Below are 24,560 nucleotides of genomic sequence, written 5' to 3' on the forward strand. Positions count from 1 at the left end.
CTTGTTATTGCACCTTTACCATCGTCGCTCAGAATTTACCGGTTCGTTGTTTGAGCTGACGGTTCGCATATCTCATGTCCTGCACGAACGGCCCGCGACGCCAGAGTTGAGGGATCGACGAAGGCAGAAGCGAGAAAAGCTGAAGGCTGCCCAAGGCAGCCTTCAGCTATGAAACATGTTTACCGGACACTAGTGACGCTCTGCGTGGGAATGCCTCTTGTGACGCTCTGCGTCAGGCTTTGGGACGCAGAGCGTCCCGGGCTGCATTCCCACGCGGAGCGTGGGAACGATCATTGGCTTAGTACCATCCTTTCTTCACCCACTTCCTCGGCATACCGCGCCACCACCTTCTGACACAACCCCACAATCTCCTCCACCAACTCCACCCCCACACGCCACGACACCACCACCTGCAAATTCGGCAGGCGTTGCGCCATGGGCAGCATCACCAGCTCTCCGCGAGCCAGTTCTTCCATCACCAGCACCGGCGGTAACGCGCCAATCCCGAAGCCATCGCGCAGCAAGCGGGTAATCGCCGACACCGAGTTCACGCAGTTCATGCGTGGCGAGGCCACCCCGTTGGCCTGCATCAGGCTCAGCACATCCTGGTGCGGGTGGGAATTTTTCGAGTAGGTGATGATGCGCTCCTGGGCCAGTTCGGCGAGGGAGGCGTAGTCACGGTTGTAGATGGAGTGGCTGGCGACTATCCAGGCCATGGGGTGGCTGGCCAGCTCCAGGCTGCGCACGGTTTCCAGGCGCAGCAGGTCGGTTTGCAGGATCAGGTCGAGGAAGCCTTTTTGCAGCTGATCACTGAGGTTAAGCGCCGTATCGGCGACCAGTTCGATTTCTACCCGCGGGAAGTGATCCATCAATTGTGCCACCAATGGGCTCAGCCAAGTGTGGATTACCGTGTCCATGGCACCGATGCGGATGCGCCCAACCTTGCTGCTGGTGGTCTCCAGGGACTGCTTCAAACCCTGCATTGTGACCATCATCTGCTCGGCATAATCGAGCACCTTCAAGCCTTCCGGGGTCAGGCTGACGCCGCGTGAATCGCGCAGAAACAGCTTCACACCCAGTTCGCTTTCGAGCACGGCGATGCGGCTGGAAATCGAGGCCTGGGTGGTGAACAGCTTTTCGGCGGTCAGGCGAAAGCTCTTGAGCTTGGCCACCCAGACGAAAGTTTCGAGGAACTTCAAATTCATGGGATCAACTTTTCTTATGCTTGGATCGGTTTTTATTAGTTGGACGCCGCACCCGGCAAACGCCAAAAATCGAGGCATTCCACGATAAGCGCCGTTAGGGTGTCAGGACAAGTTGCGAGTTCTGCGTAAAAAATCCCACACTACAAAAAATACAAAGCCTACAGGAGCAACCACCGTGAGCCGTCTGCTTTTGAATTGCGACATCGGCGAAAGCTTTGGTAACTGGACCCTGGGTCTGGACGCCGAGGTCATGCCGTTCATCGATTGCGCCAACGTGGCCTGTGGTTTTCATGCCGGCGACCCGAGCATCATGCGCCAGACCGTCAGCCTGGCACTCAAGCATGGCGTGCAAATAGGTGCGCACCCGGCCTACCAGGACCTGCAAGGGTTCGGCCGCCGTTCCATGGCCTATACGCCGCAGGAAATCCAGGACCTCATGCACTACCAGATCGGCGCCCTTGAGGGCATCTGCCGTGCGCAGGGTACCCGCGTCAGCTACGTCAAACCCCATGGTGCGCTGTACAACGACATGATGGCCAAACCGGCGCAACTGCGAGCGGTGATGCAGGCTGTGGCCGCGTATGGCGATTTGCCCTTGATGTTGCTGGCCAAAAGCGACAACAGCGAGGCCCAGGCGATGGGCGATGAATTCGGCCTGACACTGTGGTTCGAAGCCTTCGCTGATCGCGCCTATGACCCTAAGGGCCATCTGGTTTCGCGTCAGTTGCCGGGCGCGGTCCATCACGACGCCGACACCATCGTGCAGCAAGCCCTGACCATTTCCCGTGGGCAAGCCCTGACGGCCAGCGACGGCAGCGCCCTGGTGTTGCAGGCCAACACCCTGTGCGTACACGGCGACAACGCCAGCTCGATCGCCGCTGTGCAGCGCATCCGCGAGGCGTTGAAACCAGCATGAAGCCACGCATTGAAGTGGTGGCCATCGACTGCCTGATGGTGCGTCTGTTTGAGGTGATTGCGGAAGCCAACATGCCGTGGATGCTCGCCGCCACCCAACGTCTGCGTGAAGGTTTTGGTGACGCGCTGGTGGATCTGGTGCCGTCCTACACGACCTTGATGGTGCATTACGACCTGACTGCGCTGAGCCCCGCTCAAGCGCGGGAACTGATCGATCAGGCGCTGACCGACTTGCAACCCCAGGCGCAGGGCAGCGGCCAGTGCCACGTGTTGCCGGTGTGGTACGACCTGAGTGTCGGCCCGGAACTGACGTTGCTCAGCCAGCGCAGCGGGTTGTCGATCGAGCAGGTGATCCATCGCCACAGTGCCCACGAATACCAAGTCTTTGCCCTCGGCTTCGCGCCCGGTTTTGCCTTTATGGGCTTGGTCGACGAAATCCTCGCCACACCACGGCTCAACACGCCGCGTAAACGCGTGGCGGCCGGCAGTGTCGGCATTGCCGAGCGGCAAACCGCCGCCTACCCGGTGGTGTCGCCGGGCGGCTGGAACCTGATCGGTCGCACCCCGGCCAAACTGTTCGACCGCGAGCGTGACGGCTACAGCCTGATGCAGCCGGGCGATACCGTGCGTTTCGAAGCGGTCGGCCACGCCGAATTCATCCATTTGGGTGGCGATGACACGCCGTTGGAGGCGCAGGCATGAGCCGCTTGTTGATCGAGGCCAGCACGCCGCTGTGCCTGTTACAGGACGCCGGACGCTTTGGCGTGCGCCACCTGGGCGTGACCCAGGGCGGTGCGCTGGACTGGGTGTCGATGTCTTGGGCCAATTGGCTGCTGGGTAATACGCTGGATGCGCCGGTGGTGGAAATCACCCTGGGCGGGTTTACCGTGCAGGCCGAAGACTATTGTTTGCTGGCATTGGCCGGGGCGGATTTGGGCGCCTATATCGACGAACGCGCCATCAGTCCCGGGCGCAGTTTTATCCTGCAAAAGGGTCAGCGTCTGCGCTTTACCCAGCCATTCAGTGGTGCGCGGGCTTACCTGGCGGCGCCCGGCGGGTTTGATGCGCCGGCTGTGCTGGGCAGTTGTTCCACGGTGGTACGTGAGGCATTAGGTGGGCTGGACGGTTTCGGCAAGGCCTTGGCCGAAGGCGGGCGGTTGGTTTATTCCGGTACGGGCGGCGCGATGAACGTGCTGAGCACGCCTGATCTGCCGGCAAAAGCGCCGCTGGACGTGATTGTCGGCGCGCAGATCGGCCAGTTCAGTGGGCAGAGCCTGTTCGATGCATTCAATACCGACTGGTCGCTGGACAGCCGCGCCGACCGCATGGGCATGCGCCTGCTGGGCACGCCGTTGCAGTACCAGGGGCCGTCGTTGATCTCTGAAGGCATCCCGTTGGGCGCGATCCAGGTGCCGCCGGATGGGCAGCCGATTGTGTTGCTCAATGATCGGCAGACCATTGGCGGCTATCCGCGTTTGGGCGCACTGACGCCGTTGGCATTGGCGCGGCTGGCGCAGTGTTTGCCGGGGGAGAAGGTGAGGCTGGCGCCAGTGGTGCAGGAGACTGCGCATCGGCAGCACATCGAGTTTTTGCAGCGGTTTTTGAATCGCTAAAAGCATCGCAGGCAAGCCAGCTCCCACAGGGGAATGCATTTCAACTTTGGAATGCACTCCCCTGTGGGAGCTGGCTTGCCTGCGATAGCGTCAGTGAATACACCACCTACTTAGACAGAAAACGCATGCCTTCTTCCAGCCCACGCAACGTCAGCGGATACATCTGATCCTCCACCAACTCGCGCACAATCCCCGTCGACGCCGTATAGCCCCAAGTGTCTTTCGGGTACGGGTTAATCCAGATCAGCTTCTTGTACTTGGCCATGAAGCGCTGCATCCACACATACCCAGGCTCCTCGTTCCAGTGCTCGACACTGCCGCCGGCCTGGGTGATTTCATACGGCGCCATCGACGCATCGCCGATAAAAATCACTTTGTAGTCGGCGCCGTACTTGTGCAGCAGGTCCTGGGTAGAGGTGCGCTCTGAAGTGCGGCGCTGGTTGTTCTTCCACACCGACTCGTACACGAAGTTGTGGAAGTAGAAGTACTCCAGGTGCTTGAACTCGGTTTTGCACGCCGAAAACAGCTCTTCGCAGATCTTCACGTGAGCGTCCATCGAGCCGCCGATATCGAACAGCAGCAACAGCTTGATGGTGTTGCGCCGCTCCGGGCGCATCTGGATATTCAGCAAGCCGGCATCCCGCGCCGTGTGGTCGATGGTGCCGTCGATATCCAGCTCTTCAGCCGCACCCTGACGCGCAAACTTGCGCAGGCGGCGCAGGGCGATCTTGATATTGCGCGTGCCCAGCTCGACCTGATCGTCGAGGTTCTTGTATTCGCGCTGGTCCCAGACCTTTACGGCTTTGCCCTGGCGTTTGCCGGCATCACCAACCCGGATACCTTCCGGGTTGTAGCCGCCGGAGCCAAACGGGCTGGTGCCGCCAGTGCCGATCCACTTGTTGCCGCCGGCGTGGCGTTCTTTCTGTTCTTCCAGGCGTTTCTTGAATTCTTCGATCAACTTGTCCAGGCCGCCAAGAGACTGGATCTGCGCGCGTTCCTCATCGGTCAGCGAGCGTTCGAATTCCTTGCGCAGCCATTCTTCAGGGATCAACGCCTGCAGGTGGTCGTCGAGCTTTTCCAGCCCATTGAAATAGGCGCCGAACGCACGGTCGAACTTGTCGAAGTGCCGTTCGTCCTTGACCAGAATCGCCCGGGCCAAGTAATAAAACTCGTCCATGTCAGCGAAGACCACGCGCTGTTTAAGCGCGTTGATCAGGTCGAGCAGCTCGCGCACCGACACCGGCACCTTGGCGGCGCGCATCTCGTTGAACAGGTTGAGCAGCATCAGCGATTACCGCGACGGCTCATGAACGCCAGACGCTCCAGCAACTGCACGTCTTGCTCGTTCTTGACCAGGGCACCGGCCAGCGGCGGAATAGCCTTGGTCGGGTCGCGCTCGCGCAGCACCGCTTCGCCGATGTTGTCGGCCATCAGCAGCTTGAGCCAGTCGACCAGTTCGGAGGTGGACGGCTTTTTCTTCAGGCCCGGCACTTTGCGCACGTCGAAGAACACGTCCAGCGCTTCGCTGACCAAATCCTTCTTGATATCGGGGTAGTGCACGTCGACGATCTTTTGCAGGGTGCTGCGGTCGGGGAACGCAATGTAATGGAAGAAGCAGCGGCGCAGGAACGCGTCCGGCAGCTCTTTTTCGTTGTTGGAGGTAATGATGATGATCGGGCGTTTCTTGGCCTTGATGGTCTCGTCGATTTCGTAGACGTAGAACTCCATCTTGTCGAGTTCTTGCAGCAGGTCGTTGGGGAACTCGATGTCGGCCTTGTCGATTTCATCGATTAGCAGGATCACGCGCTCCTCGGACTCGAAGGCTTCCCAGAGCTTGCCCTTTTTCAGGTAATTGCGCACATCGTGGACTTTCTCGTTGCCCAGTTGCGAGTCGCGCAGGCGGCTGACCGCGTCGTACTCATACAGGCCCTGATGCGCCTTGGTGGTCGACTTGATGTGCCAGGTGATGAGCTTGGCACCAAAGGACTCGGCCAATTGCTCGGCGAGCATGGTCTTGCCGGTGCCCGGTTCGCCCTTGACCAGCAGCGGCCGCTCCAGGGTGATGGCGGCGTTGACGGCCAGTTTCAGGTCATCGGTAGCCACATAGGCCTGGGTGCCTTCGAACTTCATCGGTCATTCCTCGAATTCATCAATGCCCGGACTATACCGCGCAGCCCCGGCGACTGTGAACGCAGACGGGTTATTCAGTCTCTGAATGGCCGGTCACATCGCAGGCCAACGGGCGGGGTCATGCTTATGCTTGTGTGGGAGCTGGCTTGCCTGCGATGCGAGCACCTCGGTGATTCAGGCAGACTGAGTTGATGCTATCGCAGGCAAGCCAGCTCCCACACAAGCCAGCTCCCAGGGTTAGTTGGCGGAAGGCTTGGGTTGTTCGTAGCGCGCATTGAACGCCTGGATGAAGCCATTACGCAAAATCGCCAAAAATGCGGAGAACGCGCTGATATCTTGCTGATGCACGCTGCCACTGAGTTCCACGCGGGTGGCAAACTGGTTTTTGTTCTGGTTCTTGAGCACGGTTTCGCTGGTGCCTACCACGGCTTCCCAGATCGAGCGGAAGATGTTTTTGTCCTTGTTCTCCACGTCCTGTTTCCAGTCGAACACTTCTACATCGCGCAGCAGCGGCTTGATATAGCCAGTGAGCTGGCCTTTTTCCGCTTGGGCTTCAATCACCACGTCGCCGGTGCCAGCCTTGAAGTCGAATTTGCCATAGGCCGAGGCGAAGTCGTTCATGCGTTTAAGTTGCAAGTCGCGGGCGCGGAAGCGGAATTCGAAGTCTTCAAAATTATTTAAAGGATCAAAGGTTGCGTTGGCCTCCATAGGGGCCTGGCCCTGCAGCAGGGCCTTGCCTTCGAATCGCGCGTCGCGTTTGCCTTTGAGGTCTACCACGTTGGTCAGGTTGTACAGACTGGCATTGACCTCGGTGGCCTTGATGTTCACCTGGGGCTTGGAGCTGAAGTTATGAAAGGCGATTTTGCCATCTTCAATGCGCACTTCATTCAGCGTGATCGGCAGCAGTTTTTTCAACTGTTGCTGCCAGTCGGTGCCCTTACCGGTTTGGGACGCCTGTTTGTTGGCACCGCCGTCGACGAAGTTGATTTCAGGCTTTACGAAATGGCCCTCGGCGACGACGGCATGGTCGTACCACAGCGAGTGCCAGCTGACCGCAAATTCAATCAGCGGCGCGTTGACGAACGGCACAGGTACTTTACCGTCGACCTTGACGATTTTCAGGCCATTAATGCGGTAGGCGCCACGCCACAAGGCCAGGTCCACGTCAGTGACCTGGCCACGGTAGTCGCCCATGTCGGCCAGCTTGTCGTTCAGGTAATTGCGCACCAGATAGGGCAGGGCCAGGTCCAGGGCGATCAGTACTACCACCAGTACGGCGACGATCCATAGCAGCCCACTGTAGCGACGTTTCATGTCAATGCTCTCCAACGGTATAGGCGATGGACCGCACGCGCGGGCGCAACGTTCCTCTGACTGGACGCCCAAAGGCCTGAGGCATACCCTTGGGGCCTTCTTGAAATTGCCTTAAGGACCCGTCATGAGCCGTATCTTTGCCGACAACGCGCACTCCATCGGTAACACGCCCCTGGTGCAGATCAACCGCATTGCGCCGCGTGGCGTGACCATCCTGGCCAAGATCGAGGGGCGTAACCCGGGTTACTCGGTGAAGTGCCGCATTGGCGCCAACATGATCTGGGACGCCGAAAGCACCGGCAAACTCAAGCCGGGCATGACCATTGTCGAACCGACCTCCGGCAACACCGGCATCGGCCTGGCATTTGTCGCCGCCGCCCGTGGCTACAAGCTGCTGCTGACCATGCCGGCCTCCATGAGCATCGAGCGACGCAAAGTGCTCAAGGCCCTGGGCGCCGAGTTGGTGCTGACTGAGCCGGCCAAGGGCATGAAAGGCGCTATCGACAAGGCTGGCGAGATTGTCGCCAGCGACCCGGCCACCTACTTTATGCCGGCCCAGTTCGAAAACCCTGCCAACCCGGCTATTCACGAGAAAACCACCGGCCCGGAAATCTGGAACGACACCGATGGCGCCGTGGACGTGCTGGTGGCGGGCGTGGGCACTGGCGGCACCATTACTGGCGTTTCGCGCTATATCAAGAACATTGCGGGCAAGCCGATTCTGTCGGTGGCGGTTGAGCCGAGGGTATCGCCGGTGATCACCCAGGCGCTGGCCGGTGAGGAGATCAAGCCGAGCCCGCATAAAATCCAGGGCATCGGCGCCGGGTTTGTGCCGAAGAACCTCGACCTGTCGATGGTTGACCGCGTGGAGCTGGTGACCGACGACGAATCCAAGGCCATGGCCCTGCGCCTGATGCAGGAAGAGGGGATTTTGTGCGGTATCTCCTGCGGCGCCGCCATGGCTGTGGCCGTGCGTCTGGCCGAGAAGCCGGAAATGCAGGGCAAGACCATCGTGGTGATCCTGCCGGACTCCGGCGAGCGTTACCTGTCGAGCATGTTGTTCAGCGATCTGTTTACCGATCAAGAAACCCAGGCGTGATGATCTCCCTCGCCACAGGTTTGATGTATATCAGCCGGTCGGCCTGGGCCTTCTGCATAATGGCCCAAGTGTTTATCATGGCCGGCTGCTACGTCTGGTTTCCCGTTGACGGGAGGTTGCTGGCCAGGCGCTTATTTTCAGGAGTTGCTGCATGACCTTTTCTTTGGCCGCCAAACTGTCGGTGCTGGCGTTGTTTATCGGCAGCATTCTGTATGTGCACTTGCGCGGCAAGGCGCGTTTGCCGGTGTTGCGCCAGTTCGTCAACCATTCGGCGCTGTTCGCCCCGTATAACGCCTTGATGTACCTGTTCTCGGCCGTGCCGTCCAAGCCATACCTGGATCGCAGCAAGTTCCCGGAACTGGATGTGCTCAAGGATAACTGGGAAGTGATCCGCGAAGAGGCCATGCACCTGTTCGACGAGGGTTATATCCGCGCCGCCGAAAAGAACAACGACGCCGGTTTCGGCTCGTTCTTCAAGAAGGGCTGGAAGCGTTTCTACCTCAAGTGGTACGACAAACCCCTGCCATCGGCCGAGGCGCTGTGCCCGAAAACCGTGGCTTTGGTGAGCAGCATCCCGAACGTCAAGGGCGCGATGTTCGCGCTGCTGCCGGGTGGCAGCCACCTCAACCCGCACCGTGACCCGTTTGCAGGCTCCTTGCGTTATCACTTGGGCCTGTCCACGCCGAACTCCGACGACTGCCGCATCTTCGTCGACGGCCAGGTCTACGCGTGGCGCGACGGTGAAGACGTGATGTTCGATGAAACCTACGTGCATTGGGTGAAGAACGAAACTGAAAAGACCCGTGTGATTCTGTTCTGCGATATCGAACGCCCGCTGAGCAACCGCCTCATGACCGGCATCAACCGCTGGGTCAGCAAGCAGCTGGGTCGCGCGACTGCGCCGCAGAACCTGGATGACGAGCGTGTGGGCGGGATCAACCAGGCGTATGCCTGGAGCAAGACGTTCAGTGACAAGTTCAGTGGTGTGGTCAAGCAGTGGAAACGCAAGCATCCCAAGGCCTACCGCATTGCGCGGCCGGTGCTGGCTGTGGTTGTGCTGGTGCTGCTGTGGAAGTGGCTGTTCGGCTGATCTGAACACGGTCAAAACTGTGGGAGCAGGCAAGCCAGCTCCCACATTTGATCTCCCGTGTTGCTTAGGACGCGATCAACTGGCGCAGCACATAGTGCAAGATGCCACCGGCCTTGAAGTATTCCACCTCATTAAGCGTATCAATCCGGCACAGCACCTCAACCTTCTCGCTGCTGCCGTCTTCGCGGGTAATCACCAGTGTCAGGTTCATCCGTGGTTCGATCTCGGCATCGGTAAGCCCAAGAATGTCGATCTTCTCCTTGCCGGTCAGCTTGAGCGCCTTGCGGTTCTGATCCAGCTTGAACTGCAGCGGCAACACACCCATACCCACCAGGTTGGAGCGGTGAATCCGCTCGAAACTCTCGGCAATCACCGCCTTGACCCCCAGCAGGTTAGTGCCCTTGGCCGCCCAGTCGCGGCTTGAGCCGGTGCCATATTCCTGGCCTGCAATCACCACCAGCGGCGTGCCCGAGGCCTGGTACTTCATGGCGGCGTCATAGATCGGCATTTTCTCGCCGGTGGGGATGTACAGCGTGTTGCCGCCTTCTTCGCCGCCGAGCATTTCGTTGCGGATACGGATGTTGGCAAAGGTGCCGCGCATCATCACTTCATGGTTGCCCCGGCGTGAGCCGTAGGAGTTGAAGTCGCGTGGCTCCACGCCTTGCTCGCGCAGGTAGCGCCCGGCGGGGCTGTCGGTCTTGATATTGCCGGCGGGGGAGATGTGGTCGGTGGTCACCGAATCGCCCAGCAGGGCCAGCACGTTGGCGCCCTTGACGTCTTCGATCACCGGCAGTGGCCCGGAAATATCGTCAAAGAACGGCGGATGCTGGATGTAGGTGGAGTCCTCCTGCCATACATAGGTCGCGGCCTGCGGCACTTCAATCGCCTGCCATTGCTCGTCACCGGCAAACACTTCGGCATATTCCTTGTGAAACATACCGGTGCTGACCTGCGCCACCGCGTCGGCAATCTCTTTGCTGCTCGGCCAGATGTCTTTGAGGTACACCGGCTTGCCGTCCTTGCCTTCGCCCAGCGGCTCGCTGCTGATGTCGATACGCACGGTGCCCGCCAAGGCATAGGCGACCACCAGCGGCGGCGAAGCCAGCCAGTTGGTTTTCACCAGTGGGTGCACGCGGCCTTCGAAGTTGCGGTTGCCCGACAGCACCGAAGCCACCGCCAGGTCGGCCTTCTGGATGGCTTTTTCGATCGGCTCAGGCAATGGCCCGGAGTTGCCGATGCAGGTGGTGCAACCGTAGCCGACCAGATCAAAGCCCAGCTTGTCGAGGTATTGGGTAAGGCCGGCCGCCTTGTAGTAATCGGTCACCACTTTGGAGCCGGGCGCCAGGGAGGTTTTCACCCACGGCTTGCTGGTCAGGCCTTTTTCCACGGCCTTTTTCGCCACCAGGCCTGCGGCCATCATCACGCTGGGGTTGGAAGTGTTGGTGCAGGAGGTAATCGCGGCGATCACCACCGCGCCGTTTTTGAGGCGATAGGTGTGGCCGTCGTACTCGTAATCGGTCTCGCCGACCAAATCCGCATTGCCCACGGCAACCCCGCCGCCGCCTTCACTTTCCAGGCGGCCTTCTTCTTTGCTGGCGGGTTTGAACTGCAGGTCGAGGAAGTCCGTGAACGCCTGGCCAACATTGGGCAGTGACACACGGTCCTGCGGGCGTTTCGGCCCGGCCAGGCTGGCTTCGACACTGCCCATGTCCAGCGCCAGGGTGTCGGTGAACACCGGTTCCTGGCCGGCGTTACGCCACAGGCCCTGGGCCTTGGTGTAGGCCTCCACCAACTTGACGGTTTCTGCCGGGCGGCCCGACAGGCGCAGGTAGTCCAGCGTCACCTCGTCCACCGGGAAAAAACCGCAGGTGGCGCCGTATTCCGGGGCCATGTTGGCGATGGTAGCGCGGTCGGCCAGGGGCAGGTCGGCCAAGCCGTCGCCATAGAATTCGACGAATTTACCGACCACGCCTTTCTTACGCAGCATCTGGGTGACGGTCAGCACCAGGTCGGTGGCAGTAATACCTTCTTTCAATTTGCCGGTCAGTTTGAAGCCGATCACTTCCGGAATCAGCATCGACACCGGCTGGCCGAGCATCGCCGCTTCCGCTTCGATACCGCCCACGCCCCAGCCCAGTACGCCGAGGCCGTTGATCATGGTGGTGTGGGAGTCGGTGCCCACCAACGTGTCGGGGAAGGCGTAAGTGCGGCCGTCTTCGTCCTTGGTCCACACCGTGCGCCCCAGGTACTCAAGGTTGACCTGGTGGCAGATGCCCGTGCCCGGTGGCACTACGCTGAAGTTGTCGAACGCACTTTGGCCCCAGCGCAGGAAGGCGTAGCGTTCGCCGTTGCGCTGCATCTCGATGTCGACGTTCTGTTCAAAGGCGCTGGTGCTGCCGAACTTGTCGACCATCACCGAGTGGTCAATCACCAGGTCCACGGGGGACAGCGGGTTGATGCGCTGCGGGTCGCCACCGGCCTTGGCCACGGCGGCGCGCATGGCGGCCAGGTCGACCACGGCGGGCACACCGGTGAAGTCTTGCATCAATACGCGAGCCGGGCGGTACTGGATCTCGCGGTCGGACTGGCGCTCTTTGAGCCAGGCGGCGATGGCCTTGAGGTCGGCGCCGGTGACGGTCTTGTTGTCTTCCCAGCGCAGCAGGTTTTCCAGCAGCACCTTGAGGGACATCGGCAGCTTGTCCAGGTCACCCAGGCTCTTGGCGGCTTCGGGCAAGCTGAAGTAGTGGTAAGTCTTGTCGTCGATTTGCAGGGTTTTGAGGGTTCTCAGGCTATCTAGCGATGACATTACATGACTCCTTATGGTCCGCACGGCTACGGACCTGACGGGACGAACAGAGCTTTCAACTTAGCCCTGTTTTCATTAGCAGGCTAATAACTGGACTCTATCGTTAAGTCCAAGGTTCCGAACTCGGCTATCATGCGCGCGTTTTCATGACAGGTATTGCGATAGCGCAAGGCCGGTTGAGTCACCAGGAGAGTTGATGAACACCCTTTTTATGCACTGCCGCCCGGGTTTTGAAGGCGAAGTCTGTTCCGAGATCGCGGAACACGCCGCGCGCCTGAACGTTTCCGGCTACGCCAAGGCCAAGACCGGCAGCGCCTGCGCCGAATTTGTCTGCACCGAAGAAGACGGCGCCCAGCGCCTCATGCACGGCCAGCGCTTTGCCGAGCTGATCTTCCCAAGGCAGTGGGCGCGCGGGGTATTCATCGACCTGCCGGAAACCGACCGCATCAGCGTGATCCTCGCCCACCTGCGCGAATTCCCGGTGTGCGGCAGCCTGTGGCTGGAGATGGTCGACACCAACGACGGCAAAGAGCTGTCGAACTTCTGCAAGAAATTTGAAGTGCACCTGCGCAAAGCCTTGCTCAACGCCGGCAAGCTGGTGGACGACCCGAGCAAGCCGCGCCTGCTGTTGACCTTCAAAAGCGGTCGCGAAGTGTTCATGGGCCTGGCCGAGTCGAACAACTCGGCGATGTGGCCGATGGGCATCCCACGCCTCAAGTTCCCGCGTGACGCGCCAAGCCGTTCGACCTTGAAGCTTGAAGAGGCCTGGCACCACTTCATCCCCCGCGACCAGTGGGACGAGCGCCTGCATGGCGACATGACCGGCGTCGACCTCGGCGCCGCGCCGGGCGGCTGGACCTGGCAACTGGTCAACCGTGGCATGCTGGTGACCGCCATCGACAACGGCCCCATGGCCGAAAGCCTGATGGACACCGGCCTGGTGCAGCATTTGATGGCCGACGGTTTTACCTTCGTGCCCAAGCAGCCGGTGGACTGGATGGTCTGCGATATCGTCGAGAAACCGGCACGTAACGCCGCGCTGCTGGAAACCTGGATTGGCGAAGGGCATTGCCGCGAAGCGGTGGTGAACCTCAAACTGCCGATGAAGCAGCGTTATGCTGAGGTAAAGCGTTTGCTTGAGCGCATCGAAGACGGCTTCAAGGCTCGTGGTATTCGGGTGGAAATCGGCTGCAAGCAGCTGTATCACGACCGAGAGGAAGTGACTTGCCACCTGCGTCGGCTGGTTGATGCAAAAAAACCTAAAGGTCGCTGAAACCCAATGTGGGAGCTGGCTTGTCTGCGATAGCGGTATAACGGTTGAAATCTATGTTGAATGTGCCCCGGTCATCGCGGGCAGCCCGCTCCCACACTGGAGCGGGCCAGTTTCAGGAGTGATTATGAGTATTGAATTGCCTGTCGACGGCACCCTCGACGCCACCGGCCTCAACTGCCCGGAGCCAGTGATGATGTTGCACCAGCACATCCGCGACCTGCCGCCGGGCGGCTTGCTCAAGGTGATCGCCACCGACCCGTCGACCCGCCGCGATATTCCCAAGTTCTGTGTGTTCCTGGACCACGAACTGGTGGATCAGCAGGAACACGCCGGCAAATACCTGTACTGGATTCGCAAGAAGTCCGCTTAAACCAGGCGAATCCGCCGGCGCGCGCTGCGTGCCAGGCGGATCACCAGCATCGCCGCGGCGCAGCTCAAGCCCACGATCAGCCCTTGCCACAGCCCACTCGGCCCACTCGCTGCGCCCAACCAATCGGTCAGCCCCAGGGCATAACCCACCGGCAACCCCACGCCCCAGTAAGCAAACAAGGTCAGCACCATGGTCACCCGTGTGTCCTGGTAGCCACGCAGCGCGCCGGCCGCGGTGACCTGGATCGCGTCGGAGAACTGGAACAGCGCCGCAAACACGATCAGCATCGATGCCACGTGGATCACCCGCGGGTCAGGCGTGTAAATCGTGGCAATCTGTTCGCGAAACAGCAGCATCAGGCTGCAGGACAGGCACGCGTAGGTCAGTGCCGTGCCCATGCCGACCCCGGCGGCAAAGCGTGCTTCACGCGGCTCGCCACGGCCCAATGCCTGGCCGACCCGCACCGTGACCGCCATGCTCAGCGAATAGGGGATCATAAACACCAGCGAGCTGAAGTTCAGCGCGATCTGGTGCCCGGCGACCACGTTGGCGCCCAGGCTGCCGATCAGCAGGGCGATCACCGCAAAGATGCTCGATTCGGCAAACACCGCGATCCCGATCGGCAGGCCGATGCCCAGCACGCGCTTGATCACGGCCCATTGCGGCCAGTCGAAACGCTTGAACAACTCGCTGCTCTGGTACGCCGGTGCCCAGCGGGTCCAGGCGGCGAGGCCGAGCATCATCACCCACATCACAATGGCTGTAGCCCAGCCACAGCCCACGCCGCCCATGGCCGGCACACCGAAGTGGCCATAAATGAACACGTAGTTCAGTGGAATATTCAACGCCAGCCCGCACAGGCCCATGACCATGCTGGGGCGCGTACGGCCCAGGCCATCACTGAAGCAACGCAACACGTAATACAGGGCGATGGCGGGCATGCCGGACGCGATGCCGTGCAGGTAGGTCATGCAGGGTTTGATCAGCTCGGGGTCGACATTCATCGCGTGCAGGATCGGCTCGGCGCTGATCAGCATCAGCAGGGCAGTGATGCCCACCACCACTGCCAGCCACAGGGATTGGCGCACCAGCGGGCCAATCTCGGTGTGGTGACCGGCGCCGAAGCGCTGGGCGACTTTGGGCGTGGTGGCCAGCAGCGTGCCGGTCATCAGCAGGTATACCGGAATCCAGATCGAGTTGCCCAAGGCCACCGCCGCCAGGTCTCGCGGGCTCACGCGCCCGGCCATCACCGCATCGACAAAGCCCATGGCCGTGGTGGCGAGTTGGCCGATCATGATCGGCAGGGCCAGGGTCAGCAGGCTGCGCACCTCGCGACTGACGCGGGCGGGGCGGGAGAGGGTGGCGGTGTTCAAGTGCGGTTGTCCAGTAAAAGAGTTGCAAAGGACGGCGAAGTCTACGCGTTGACGCTGTGGTCAGGAAAAAACCTGTGTTGCTGATTTGTAATGCGCTTTCCCGGTAGAGGATAAACCCCTGTGGGAACTGGCCCATGTGGGAGCTGGCCAGCTCCCACACTCGAACTACGCATCCCTGTACACTGCTGGTCCGCGAAAGGAGCCTGCCATGCTGATTATTGCCGACGAAAATATCCCGCTGCTCGATGCCTTTTTTGAAGGGTTTGGCGAGATTCGCCGCGTACCCGGGCGTTCCATCGACCGCGCCACGGTCGAGCAGGCCGATGTGCTGCTGGTGCGCTCGGTAACAAACGTCAATCGTGCCTTGTTGGACGGCACTCAAGTGCGCTTTGTGGGCACCTGCACCATTGGCACCGATCACCTGGACCTGGATTACTTCAAACAGGCCGGTATCACCTGGTCCAGCGCCCCAGGCTGCAATGCCCGCGGTGTGGTGGACTACGTGCTGGGCAGTTTGCAGACCCTGGCCGAAATCGAAGGCGCCGACCTGAACCAGCGCACTTATGGCATCGTCGGTGCCGGTGAAGTGGGCGGGCGCCTGGTCAAGGTGCTTAAAGGTCTGGGTTGGAACGTGCTGGTGTGCGACCCGCCGCGCCAGATTGCCGAAGACGGTGATTACGTCAGCCTGCAGCAGATTATCGAGCAGTGCGATGTGATCAGCCTGCACACGCCGCTGACCAAGTCTGGTAACGGCTCCACCTGGCACCTGTTTGATCGTGAACGCCTTGGTCGCCTCAAGCCCGGCACCTGGCTGATCAACGCCAGTCGCGGCCCTGTCGTCGATAACGCGGCCTTACGCGAAGTACTGCTGGAGCGCGAAGACCTGCAAGCCGTGCTGGACGTGTGGGAAGGCGAGCCCGAAGTGGACGTCGACCTGGCCGACCTGTGCGTGCTGGCCACACCGCATATCGCCGGCTACAGCCTCGACGGCAAACAGCGTGGCACCGCGCAGATCTACCAGGCTTTGTGCGCCCATATGGGCCAGGAACCCAGTATCCAGTTGAGTGATTTGTTGCCGCAGCCATGGCTGGCCGAGGTGCACTTGAATGCATCGACAGACCCGGCCTGGGCGCTGGCGACCTTGTGCCGCAGTGTGTACGACCCGCGCCGCGATGATGCGGATTTGCGCCGCAGCCTTGTGGGAACCGTGGAAGAGCAACGCAAGGCGTTCGACCTGCTGCGCAAGCATTACCCGGAGCGTCGCGAGATAGATGGCTTGAAGGTGCGGATCAATGGCGAGTCGGCAGTGTTGTCGAACATCGTCACTGCATTGGGCGCCATGCCTTTATAGGACTGTTACGCCTGTGGCGAGGGAGCTTGCTCCCGTTCGACTGCGCAGCAGTCGCAGGCTTTCAGGGGCGCTGCGCACTGGAGCGCCAGCCCGGCCCAGCGGGAGCAAGCTCCCTCGCCACAAAAGGCGGACCACAAAAAACAGGCATAAAAAACCCGGCCATCAAGGCCGGGTCTGAAAGAGCGTGGGCGCGTCAGCCTTGCTTGGCAGGTTTGACCAGTCGCTGTTCCAGGTCGCTGCACGCTTGCTGGATCATTTCTTCGGTAATCTGCACTTCGCGGCCCTTGGCGTCGATATACGAGCAAGGCAGGTGCTGCGGCTGGCGAATCACTTCAATTTTGGCGTCACTGCTGTTTTGCAAGGTCATGGCCTGTCTCCTCATCAGGTTGTGTGCCTAATCTAATACCTGCGCGTGACCGCGCTATTACAACTGCTTACACGATCACCGCTTCGAACGCCCAGTCCAACAGAAACCGATACAAATTTCCACCCAGGCGTTAGACCGATAGCCTCTAGGCATCAACATCGGCGGGCATAATTAACCTGACGCATTGTTATTTAGCTAAGTTCCCCCAATGTTGGTGTACAGGTTCCTCATCGGTATGCCCGCCATGTTCTCAGTCCGTCAACGCCGTGCCATTCGCCTGGCCAGCCGCTTTATCGCGCCGTACCGCTGGCAGGCACTGGGTGCTTTGTTGGCACTCATCGTCACTGCGGGCATCACCTTGTCCATGGGGCAGGGCATTCGCCTGCTGGTGGACCAGGGGTTCATGACCCAGTCGCCGCACCTGCTCAACCAGTCCATTGGCCTGTTCATGGTGCTGGTGCTGGGCCTGGCCGTGGGTACGTTTGCGCGGTTTTACCTGGTGTCGTGGATCGGCGAACGGGTGGTGGCGGACATTCGTCGGCAAGTCTTCAATCATCTGATCTACCTGCACCCAGGCTTTTACGAGAACAACCGCAGTTCGGAAATCCAGTCGCGGCTGACCACCGACACCACGTTGCTGCAATCGGTGATCGGCTCGTCGCTGTCGCTGTTCCTGCGCAACGCCTTGATGGTGATCGGCGGCATCGTGCTGTTGTTTGTCACCAACCCCAAGCTCACCAGCATCGTGGTGGTGGCGCTGCCGCTGGTGCTGGCGCCGATCCTGATCTTCGGTCGCCGCGTGCGCAGCCTGTCGCGGCTGAGCCAGGACCGTATTGCCGATGTGGGCAGTTACGTGTCGGAGACGCTTGGCCAGATCAAGACCGTGCAGGCCTATAACCACCAGGTGCAGGACGAACAGCGCTTTGCCATCACCGTGGAAGAGGCGTTTGCCACGGCGCGTAAACGCATCGCGCAGCGCGCCTGGCTGATTACACTGGTGATCATGCTGGTGCTCGGCGCGGTGGGGGTGATGCTGTGGGTGGGCGGTATGGATGTGATCAGTGGGCGGATTTCCGGCGGTGAACTGGCGGCGTTCGTGTTTTACAGCCTGATCGTCGGCAGTGCGGTTGGTACTCTGAGCGAAGTGCTCGGTGAGCTGCAACGTGCCGCCGGTGCCGCTGAGCGGATTGGCGAACTGTTGCAGTCGAGCAATGACATCCAGGCACCCGCCGAAGGCAGCGTGCAGTTGCCGGAGCGGGTCAGCGGTCGTATGGAACTGCAAGACTTGCGTTTTTCCTACCCGTCGCGGCCGCACAGCTACGCCATTGACGGTTTGAGCCTGAGCATCAACCCCGGTGAAACCCTGGCGTTGGTCGGCCCATCCGGCGCGGGTAAATCGACGATCTTTGATTTGCTGCTGCGCTTTTACGATCCGCAGCAAGGCCGCATCCTGCTTGAGGGCCACCCGCTGACCGAACTCGAGCCAATGGACCTGCGCCGTCATTTCGCGCTGGTTTCCCAGAGCCCGGCGCTGTTCTTCGGCAGCGTTGAAGAAAACATCCGTTATGGCAACCCGTCCGCCACCCGCGAACAGGTCGAAGCCGCGGCACGCATCGCCCACGCCCATGACTTCATCCTGCAAATGCCCGATGGCTACCAGACCCATCTGGGCGACGGCGGTATGGGCCTGTCCGGCGGCCAACGCCAACGCCTGGCCATCGCCCGCGCGTTGCTGGTGGATGCGCCGATCCTGCTGCTGGACGAAGCCACCAGCGCCCTGGATGCGCAGAGTGAGCATTTGATACAGCAAGCCTTGCCGCAACTGATGCAGGGCCGCACCACGCTGGTGATTGCGCATCGGTTGGCCACAGTGAAGAACGCCGACCGGATTGCGGTGATGGACCAGGGCAAGCTGGTGGCAGTGGGTACGCATCAACAGTTGATTGCGAGTAATCCGTTGTATGCACGGTTAGCGGCGTTGCAGTTCAGTGATGGCGGTGAGGTTGTGAAAAACGAAGGCTAGCTTGATCTATGTGGCGAGCGGGCTAGTGTGGCAGGCAGGCTAGTCGGGTGAGCAGGCTAGTAGGCTGAGCAGGTTTGTTGTGGAGAGCGGGCTTGATGTGGCGAGCGGGCTTGCCCCGCGTTGGGCTGCGTAGCAGCCCCAAAACTTGCCGACTCGGTCTATCAGTTACACCGTGGCGGGGCTGAATAGGGAGCGCTTCGCACTCCAGCGCAGGGCAAGCCTGCTCGCCACAACAAGGCTGCTCGCCACAACAAGCCTGGTGGCCAAATGAAACCTGTTGGCCACAGCAAGCCTGCTGATCGCACTTCAGTCAGTCTTACTGATCATCAAAATACCGCTCATGCCAATCCACCAGCGGCTGCGGTGAATTGAGTTTCTGCCCGTAGATCACCGAATAAGACAGCACGTTCTGCACATACTGGCGGGTTTCGTCGAACGGGATGCTTTCCACCCACACATCGAAACTCAGGTGGTCGGCACCGCGCAGCCACTGGCGCACACGGCCGGGGCCGGCGTTGTAGGCGGCGGAGGCGAGTACGCGGTTGCCGTTGAATTGGCTGTGTACCTGGCTCAGGTAGGCGGCGCCGAGCTGGATGTTTTTGTCCGGGTCCAGCACCTGGGCCGGGGAGGCCAGTGGGATGCTGAATTTACGTGCGGTTTCTTTGGCAGTGCCGGGCATCAGTTGCATCAGGCCACTGGCGCCGACGCCGGAGCGCGCGTCGTCCATGAAGGCACTTTCCTGGCGGGTGATGGCGAACACCCAGCTTGAATGCAGGCCACGCACCTTGGCTTCGCGTACCAGCGTGTCGCGGTGTGCCATCGGGAAACGAATATCCAGGTCATCCCAGTACTGCGCCTGGCTGATGGTGCGGATCGCCGGGAAGTACCACTTCATGTCGTAGGCCAGCTTGGCCTGGGCGACCATTTCATCGCGGTTGAAGTGACGGCTGACGTGGTACCACTCGCGGCGGCCATCGACAATCTGGCCGCGTGCATAGAACTCCATCGCGCGGCGCACACCGGGGGTGTTGCGCACTTTGTTGATCAGCGCCTGGCTCATCACCAACGGTTTGTTTTTCAACTGGTAGGGCGCTTTGGAGCGATCAGCCGCGAGGAACCCGTAGAAATCACGTTCCTGCGCAAGGTTTTTGTACAGCACCAGCGGCTGCGGGTTCTTCGGCTCGGCCAGTTCCAGGCTACGCGCCTGCCAGTAGCGCCAGCGGTTGGTGGTGGCCAGGTCTTGCGGGAGTTTGCGGGTCAACTGGTAGGCATCTTCCCAGCGAGCCAGGCGCAACAGCAGGCGCAGGCGCCATTCGGAGACGGTGTTGTCACGCAGCTCGGGGTCGTACTTGGTCATCACGTCCAGGGCGCGTGGGTCGTAGCGGCGCGCGAGGGTCAGGCCGATTTCGCGGGCGATCGACACTTTTTCGTCACGGGAGAAGTGCATGCTGCTGGCATAGCCGTCGAGCAGGGCCATGGCCTTGTCCGGGTCCTGGCGTGCCAGGCGGCGCAGGCCCAGGCCCACAGCGTCAGACATGGCCTCGTTGGCCGGCAGGAAGCGCGACGGGTCGCTGAGCATGTCGGGCTTTTGCGCCACGTCGATCATCAAGCGGCCTTGGGCGCCAAGGGTTGGCAGGGTTTTCACCAGGCTGTTGGCCAATGCGTAGTTGCGGGCTTCGGCGGCGAGCTTGGCGCGGTCCCAGATTTTCTGTTCGGTGAGTTGGCCATCGGCGGCCCACTGGCCAAAGGTGGCGTCACAGGCGGCCGGCTGGGATTTGCCGGTCATCCAGAGTTTTTCGGTGGTCTTGTAGCCTTCGGCTTTGAGGTTGTGCGTCAGCTGGTACTGGCCATGCAGGCAGTCCAGTTCGACGAAATTGAGCTTGGCGTCGTAGTACTTTTCGAAGGTTTGCCAGTCACCACGGTCGGCCAGCCAGCGCAACCAACGCAGTTTCATCCAGTTGGCCTGGGGCAGGTCGCCGTTTTTGGCGAGGAACTGTTCGATTTCCTCGTTGCTCGCGGTTTTGAGGCGCGCGGTCAGCTCGTCGTAGGCCAGGTACGGCGTGAGCGGGTAGTCGGCCAGGGCCTGGCTGTATTGCATATACGGGCCGCTGTCGCCTTTGGCGAGGGCGCGTTTGGCTTCATCGTAATACTGACGTTGGGTGGTGAGGTCCACGGCCTGGGCGGATTGAACGGCGGTGGCGGAAAGAAGCAGACAAGATAAAAAGTTGAAAAGGCGACTGCGCATGAGACGTCCGTGCAGAGAAATCACGACTAGCACCGGCACCGCCGACACTGATTGCCCCTAGCTTAGCCTTTTGCCAGCGGCTGGCGAAAGCTTTGCCGGCCGGCTGGCAGCAGTTCACCGTAAATGTCCTACAGAACGTGTCTGTGGCAAAAATGCCGGCCGCATCCCACCCTCAAGTCAGGTAGAATGCGCGCCCAGTTTTTGGAGAAGCGTATGACCCTGCTCAAATTCAGCGATGTGTCCCTTGCTTTCGGCGCTATGCCGTTGTTGGACAAGGTGTCCTGGCAGATCGCCCGTGGTGAGCGGGTGTGCATCATCGGCCGCAACGGCACCGGCAAGTCCAGCATGATGAAGCTGGTAAAAGGCGACCAGAAGCCCGATGACGGCTCTGTATGGCGCGCGCCGGGCCTCAAGATCGGCGAATTGCCGCAGGAATTGCCGGTGGCCGACGGACGGACAGTGTTCGACGTGGTTGCCGAAGGCCTCGACGGCGTTGGCGAGTTGCTCGCGCAGTACCATCACCTGGCGCAGAACTGCGTCACCGAAGCCGACCTGGACAAGCTCATGCACGTCCAGCAAGACCTCGAAGCCCGTGACGGCTGGCGTTTGCAGCAGCTGGTCGACAGCACCCTGAGCCGCCTGCAACTGCCCGCCGACAAGACCCTCGCCGAGTTGTCCGGTGGCTGGCGCCGTCGCGTGTTGCTGGCCCAGGCGCTGGTGTCCGAGCCCGACCTGCTGCTGCTCGACGAACCAACCAACCACCTGGACATCGGCGCTATCGCCTGGCTCGAAGAAGCCCTCAAGGATTTCCAGGGCGCCGTGCTGTTCATCACGCACGACCGCTCCTTCCTGCAAAACCTGGCCACGCGCATCCTCGAACTGGACCGTGGCGGCCTGATCGACTGGAACGGCGACTACGCCAGCTTCCTGGTACACAAAGAAGCCTCGCTGGCCGCTGAAGAAACCGCCAACGCGCTGTTCGACAAGAAGCTGGCCCAGGAAGAAGTCTGGATCCGCCAGGGCATCAAGGCCCGTCGCACCCGTAACGAAGGCCGTGTACGCGCCCTCAAAGCCCTGCGTGTTGAGCGCAGTGAGCGCCGCGAGCGCACCGGCAAGGCCAATATCCAGCTGGACACCGCCGACAAGTCGGGCAAGCAGGTGATGGTGCTGGAGAATGTCAGCTTCCACCACCCGGATGGCCCGTTCCTGATCAAGGACTTCTCGATGGTCCTGCAGCGCGGCGACCGTATCGGCCTGCTGGGCGCCAACGGCACCGGCAAGACCACCTTGCTCAAACTGATGCTCAATGGCCTGCAACCGACCAGCGGCACCGTGGAAGAAGGCACGCGCATCGACGTGGCCTACTTCGACCAGTTGCGCCATCAGTTGGACCTGGAAAAGACCGTGATCGACAACGTTGCCGAAGGCCGCGACTTTATCGACATCGACGGTCAGAGCCGCCACGTGCTGAGCTACCTGGGCGACTTCCTGTTCAGCCCGCAGCGTGCGCGTACGCCAGTCAAAGCCCTGTCCGGTGGTGAGCGTGCGCGCCTGCTGCTGGCCAAGCTGTTCAGCAAGCCGTCCAACCTGCTGGTACTCGACGAACCGACCAACGACCTCGACGTGGAAACCCTCGAGCTGCTGGAAGAGGTTTTGCTGACCTTCAACGGCACCGTGCTGATGGTCAGCCACGACCGGGCATTCCTCGACAACGTGGTGACCAGCACCCTGGTCTTCGAAGGTGAAGGCAAGGTGCGTGAATACGTCGGTGGTTACCAGGACTGGATCCGTCAGGGCGGCTCGCCGCGCCTGCTGGGCGTGACCGAGAGCAAGTCCGGCAAGGCCGACCTGACCTCGGCAGTCGTGGCGCCTGTGGCCGCTGCTGCTGCACCGGTTGCGGAAGCTGCACCGGCGGCCAAGAAGAAGCTCAGCTACAAGCTGCAACGCGAGCTGGAAGCCTTGCCGGGTGATATCGACGCCAAGGAACAGCAGATCGCTGCGGTAGAAGCAGACATGGCTGACGCGGGTTTCTACCTGCGCCCGGCGGCGGAAACCGCCAAGGTGATTGCTTCCCTGGAAACGTTGAACCAGGAGCTGGAAGTGCTGATGGAGCGTTGGGCTGAGCTGGATGCCTGATTGATTCGCACGCCATAAAAAAGCCCGGCGCTCATCGGTATGATCGCCGGGCTTTTTATATGAAATGCGATTCGAAATGTGGGAGCTGGCTTGCCTGCGATAGCCTCACCTCGGTCTGCCTGAAGCACCGAGGTGCCTGCATCGCAGGCAAGCCAGCTCCCACATTAGATCTTCATCGGCCTTACGAGCTTTTTACCAGCTTCACCGCCAGCACATCACACGGCGCGCCGTGCAGCACGTCATTGGCGGTAGAACCCAGCAACAACGCCAGGCCATGACGACCATGGCTGCCGACCACGATCAGGTCGCAGTTCTGCTCTTTGGCCAGGTGATGGATTTCCTGGCGCGGTTGGCCGTAGGTGAGGTGGCAGTCTTCCTTTTTCAAGTGCGGGTACTTGAGAATCAAACGGTCCAGGCGCTCTTTGGCCTGGTCAAACTGCTGTTGCTGCAACTGGGAAAGGTCCATGGGTACGTCGCCACCAAAGGCCATGGCCATGGGCTCGACGATATGCACGAGTGACAGCTTGGCGCCGTTGGCGATTGCTGAAGCCTGAGCGCGCTTGATAACCGGGTCGCACTCTTCGGTCAGATCGACCGCGACCAGGATATGTTTGTAGGAATATTCGTTGGGCATGGCGCGTTCCTCCAGGAGACTGCAATAAGTTCAGTATGGCTGGTTTCAAGCGGATGGGGTTGCGTCAGCTCAAATCCGCGCATCTAGAAATTCGGGAGTACACATATGACGGTCTGGATAGTGGTGTCAATCCTTCTGGTGGTTCTTAGCCCCCTGGCCTGGCTGCGCCCGTCGCGCCATCAGAGCGGGCGCATGGCCCTGCGCATGGAGGCGCGCCGCATCGGTTTGGCCATGCAATTGGCGCCACAGGAGTGGCCGCACTGGCTTGCGCAAGAGCCGCCGAGCCCCTGCGCGCAGTACTGCAGGCCACGGCGCGGCAGCACGCCGGCCCTGTGGAGTTATTGGCAAATGTCGCCAGGCGTATGGGTCAATCAATGGCGTGAAGTGTGTGAGGATGAAAAGTTGTTGCCGCATTTTGCGACGTTGCCGGCCAACGTCTACAAGGTCGAGGCCGACAAGCAAATGATCGCCCTGTATTGGGGCGAGAAGGGTGAGGCCAGTGTGCTGAAGGACATCGATACGCTGCTCAAGGCCCTGGCATGACGCCATTAGCGTTAAAAGACTGGCATTAAAAAGCCCGACATCATCATCGGGCTGGAGTTGGCCAGGCAGGCCG

The 24,560-nt window shown here is 60.7% G+C and carries 20 protein-coding genes; 11 read left to right on the forward strand and 9 right to left on the reverse strand.

Annotated elements, in window-relative coordinates; translation table 11 throughout:
* Positions 1-290 precede the first annotated feature (290 nt).
* Entirely contained in the window at positions 291-1,205 is a 915-nt protein-coding gene (locus tag HBO23_RS16545) for a LysR family transcriptional regulator (RefSeq protein WP_170038786.1), read from the reverse strand.
* 175 nt (positions 1,206-1,380) lie between these two features.
* Between HBO23_RS16545 and HBO23_RS16550 the strand changes: the two genes are divergently transcribed.
* From HBO23_RS16550 to HBO23_RS16560, 3 genes are read left to right on the forward strand one after another with little or no spacing between them, the layout of a single operon-like run.
* Positions 1,381-2,121: a 5-oxoprolinase subunit PxpA gene (locus HBO23_RS16550; RefSeq protein ID WP_017137398.1), complete on the forward strand. Its 741-nt coding sequence runs from the start codon at positions 1,381-1,383 to the stop codon at positions 2,119-2,121.
* Positions 2,118-2,822 carry a 5-oxoprolinase subunit PxpB gene (pxpB, locus tag HBO23_RS16555; protein ID WP_170038796.1) on the forward strand — a complete coding sequence of 235 codons (705 nt, stop codon included), beginning with the start codon at positions 2,118-2,120 and terminating at the stop codon, positions 2,820-2,822. The genes HBO23_RS16550 and pxpB overlap by 4 nt, the downstream gene beginning before the upstream one ends.
* A complete protein-coding gene (locus HBO23_RS16560; RefSeq protein ID WP_169985547.1) occupies positions 2,819-3,733 on the forward strand; it encodes a biotin-dependent carboxyltransferase family protein in 915 nt (304 codons plus the stop codon). The genes pxpB and HBO23_RS16560 overlap by 4 nt, the downstream gene beginning before the upstream one ends.
* Positions 3,734-3,839: 106 nt before the next feature.
* Here the strand turns inward: HBO23_RS16560 and HBO23_RS16565 are convergent, their stop codons facing one another.
* From HBO23_RS16565 to HBO23_RS16575, 3 genes are all read right to left on the reverse strand, one after another.
* Complete coding sequence (locus HBO23_RS16565) at positions 3,840-5,018, reverse strand: VWA domain-containing protein (RefSeq protein WP_138816246.1); 1,179 nt, start codon at positions 5,016-5,018, stop codon at positions 3,840-3,842.
* A complete protein-coding gene (locus HBO23_RS16570) occupies positions 5,018-5,863 on the reverse strand; it encodes a MoxR family ATPase (protein ID WP_017137402.1) in 846 nt (281 codons plus the stop codon). The genes HBO23_RS16565 and HBO23_RS16570 overlap by 1 nt, the downstream gene beginning before the upstream one ends.
* A 237-nt stretch (positions 5,864-6,100) precedes the next feature.
* Positions 6,101-7,177, reverse strand: coding sequence for a DUF748 domain-containing protein (locus tag HBO23_RS16575; RefSeq protein WP_017137403.1), 1,077 nt, complete (start codon positions 7,175-7,177; stop codon positions 6,101-6,103).
* 124 nt (positions 7,178-7,301) lie between these two features.
* Between HBO23_RS16575 and cysK the strand changes: the two genes are divergently transcribed.
* Positions 7,302-8,276, forward strand: coding sequence for a cysteine synthase A (gene cysK, locus HBO23_RS16580; protein WP_099548669.1), 975 nt, complete (start codon positions 7,302-7,304; stop codon positions 8,274-8,276).
* Positions 8,277-8,427: 151 nt separating this feature from the next.
* Positions 8,428-9,366, forward strand: a complete 939-nt coding sequence (locus HBO23_RS16585) for an aspartyl/asparaginyl beta-hydroxylase domain-containing protein (RefSeq protein WP_017137405.1) — start codon at positions 8,428-8,430, stop codon at positions 9,364-9,366.
* A gap of 64 nt (positions 9,367-9,430) precedes the next feature.
* On the opposite strand, the gene acnA is transcribed toward HBO23_RS16585, so the two are convergent.
* The gene (acnA, locus tag HBO23_RS16590; protein WP_099548671.1) at positions 9,431-12,172 is read right to left on the reverse strand and encodes an aconitate hydratase AcnA; all 2,742 of its coding nucleotides are present in this window, start codon (positions 12,170-12,172) and stop codon (positions 9,431-9,433) included.
* A gap of 196 nt (positions 12,173-12,368) precedes the next feature.
* Between acnA and rlmM the strand changes: the two genes are divergently transcribed.
* Together rlmM and tusA are read left to right on the forward strand one after the other, a co-directional pair.
* Positions 12,369-13,445, forward strand: a complete 1,077-nt coding sequence (rlmM, locus tag HBO23_RS16595) for a 23S rRNA (cytidine(2498)-2'-O)-methyltransferase RlmM (protein ID WP_017137407.1) — start codon at positions 12,369-12,371, stop codon at positions 13,443-13,445.
* A gap of 124 nt (positions 13,446-13,569) precedes the next feature.
* Entirely contained in the window at positions 13,570-13,815 is a 246-nt protein-coding gene (gene tusA / locus HBO23_RS16600) for a sulfurtransferase TusA (protein WP_017137408.1), read from the forward strand.
* On the opposite strand, the gene HBO23_RS16605 is transcribed toward tusA, so the two are convergent.
* Positions 13,812-15,188 carry an MATE family efflux transporter gene (locus tag HBO23_RS16605; protein WP_170038798.1) on the reverse strand — a complete coding sequence of 459 codons (1,377 nt, stop codon included), beginning with the start codon at positions 15,186-15,188 and terminating at the stop codon, positions 13,812-13,814. The genes tusA and HBO23_RS16605 overlap by 4 nt on opposite strands.
* Positions 15,189-15,396: 208 nt before the next feature.
* On the opposite strand from HBO23_RS16605, the gene pdxB reads away from it, so the two are divergent.
* Positions 15,397-16,539, forward strand: a complete 1,143-nt coding sequence (pdxB, locus tag HBO23_RS16610) for a 4-phosphoerythronate dehydrogenase PdxB (protein WP_170038800.1) — start codon at positions 15,397-15,399, stop codon at positions 16,537-16,539.
* Between the two features lie 193 nt (positions 16,540-16,732).
* On the opposite strand, the gene HBO23_RS16615 is transcribed toward pdxB, so the two are convergent.
* Entirely contained in the window at positions 16,733-16,906 is a 174-nt protein-coding gene (locus HBO23_RS16615) for a PA1571 family protein (protein WP_017137411.1), read from the reverse strand.
* A gap of 235 nt (positions 16,907-17,141) precedes the next feature.
* Between HBO23_RS16615 and HBO23_RS16620 the strand changes: the two genes are divergently transcribed.
* The gene (locus HBO23_RS16620) at positions 17,142-18,929 is read left to right on the forward strand and encodes an ABC transporter transmembrane domain-containing protein (protein WP_170038811.1); all 1,788 of its coding nucleotides are present in this window, start codon (positions 17,142-17,144) and stop codon (positions 18,927-18,929) included.
* 316 nt (positions 18,930-19,245) lie between these two features.
* On the opposite strand, the gene HBO23_RS16625 is transcribed toward HBO23_RS16620, so the two are convergent.
* Positions 19,246-21,174, reverse strand: coding sequence for a transglycosylase SLT domain-containing protein (locus HBO23_RS16625; protein WP_017137413.1), 1,929 nt, complete (start codon positions 21,172-21,174; stop codon positions 19,246-19,248).
* A gap of 213 nt (positions 21,175-21,387) precedes the next feature.
* Here HBO23_RS16625 and HBO23_RS16630 point away from each other — a divergent pair, with 213 nt between their 5' ends.
* Positions 21,388-23,310, forward strand: a complete 1,923-nt coding sequence (locus HBO23_RS16630; protein ID WP_017137414.1) for an ATP-binding cassette domain-containing protein — start codon at positions 21,388-21,390, stop codon at positions 23,308-23,310.
* 181 nt (positions 23,311-23,491) lie between these two features.
* Here HBO23_RS16630 and HBO23_RS16635 read toward each other — a convergent pair whose 3' ends face one another.
* Positions 23,492-23,944 (reverse strand): universal stress protein, encoded by a 453-nt coding sequence (locus HBO23_RS16635; protein ID WP_170038813.1) that lies wholly within the window; start codon positions 23,942-23,944, stop codon positions 23,492-23,494.
* A 105-nt stretch (positions 23,945-24,049) separates the two neighbouring features.
* Between HBO23_RS16635 and HBO23_RS16640 the strand changes: the two genes are divergently transcribed.
* The gene (locus HBO23_RS16640) at positions 24,050-24,487 is read left to right on the forward strand and encodes a hypothetical protein (protein WP_017137416.1); all 438 of its coding nucleotides are present in this window, start codon (positions 24,050-24,052) and stop codon (positions 24,485-24,487) included.
* Positions 24,488-24,560 lie beyond the last annotated feature (73 nt).

This window comes from Pseudomonas sp. WS 5532, from assembly GCF_012985445.1.
Lineage (GTDB): Bacteria > Pseudomonadota > Gammaproteobacteria > Pseudomonadales > Pseudomonadaceae > Aquipseudomonas > Aquipseudomonas edaphica.